Annotated in this window: 2 protein-coding genes; both read left to right on the top strand. The window is 64.7% G+C overall.

All coding sequences use genetic code 11. The features are described from left to right. Window positions 1-149: 149 nt before the first annotated feature. Window positions 150-341 (top strand): DUF1289 domain-containing protein, encoded by a 192-nt coding sequence (locus GYB81_RS23340; RefSeq protein ID WP_161867997.1) that lies wholly within the window; start codon window positions 150-152, stop codon window positions 339-341. A 152-nt stretch (window positions 342-493) separates the two neighbouring features. Beyond that, window positions 494-1,118: LysR family transcriptional regulator (locus GYB81_RS23335; RefSeq protein WP_161897967.1), on the top strand; the 625-nt coding region annotated here is incomplete at its 3' end.

Here is a 1,118-nt window from a genome sequence, read left to right as displayed (position 1 = left end):
CGAGGCGAGCAGGGCGCGGGCACTCGCCAGTGCGGACCAGGCCAGAATGCTGGCGCTGACCCTAGCCGCTTTCGATGAGGTGGGCATCAGCGTTTCCAGCATCGCTGAACATGTGGCGTTCTCGGTGGAGCCGCCGGCAAGGGGCAAACGTGGCCAAGGACATTGAGAACCCCTGCGTGTCGCTGTGTCAGCTCAACGGCGAGTTGTGCGTCGGATGCGGGCGCACGCGCGAGGAAATCCGCAAATGGCGGGGCATGAAACGCCCCGAGAAGATGGCCGCCGTACAGAAAGCCGCGGCGCGTATGAAGGCGATTGCCAGGAAGAAAGGCAAAAGCCAGTAGGGTGGGTGACGCTTTTCATCCACCGTCAGCGGTCGTCCGGGCTACTCGCTGACCAAGGCAGGCTGCGCATCCCGGCAATGCATGGCGAGGCTGTTGCGGTCGTCGTCGAAAACAACGAATGATACGGGCCATGCCTACAGGACTTAACGAGCATGGACTGGAACGACCTGAAGTATTTCCTCGCGGTGGCGCGAAGCGGGAGTCTCACTCAGGCGGCCACGGAGCTGGCCGTGAGCCAGTCCACCGTCAGCCGGCGCATCACCGAGCTGGAGCAGAGCATCGGCACCATCCTCTTCCAGCGCCATCAGACCGGTTATTTCGTGACGGACGAAGGTGGTGAGCTGCTGTGCCATGCCGAGCGCGTCGAAGAAAGCATCATGGCCTTGGAGCGGGGCGCCGCAGGGCTGGACAAGAAACCGGCTGGAAGCGTGCGGCTGGCCACCTCCGAGAACCTGGCCACCGACCTGATCATTCCCGCCCTGCCGGCATTCCGCGAGCGCTACCCGGGCATCTGCCTCGAAATCATCACCAGTACCGTCACGGCGGAGCTTAACCGGCGCGAAGCGGACATCGCTCTGCGCGTGGTACGGCCAAGCCGGGGCAACCTGAAGGTCAGACGCATCGGCCATATGACCTACTCGGTCTACGGCAGCCGCGGCTACCTCGAGCGTCATCCCCACATCGACGGCGAGCCGCTGGGCGGGCGGCACCTGATCACCTGGGACGACAGCCATGGCTTCATGCCGGCTGCGGCCTGGCTCGCGCGCGAGCACCCCG

It is taken from the genome of Pseudomonas yangonensis (assembly GCF_009932725.1).
Taxonomy (GTDB): domain Bacteria; phylum Pseudomonadota; class Gammaproteobacteria; order Pseudomonadales; family Pseudomonadaceae; genus Aquipseudomonas; species Aquipseudomonas yangonensis.
Note: the sequence above shows the minus strand (reverse complement) of the source record. Positions and strands in the feature narration are given on the sequence as shown.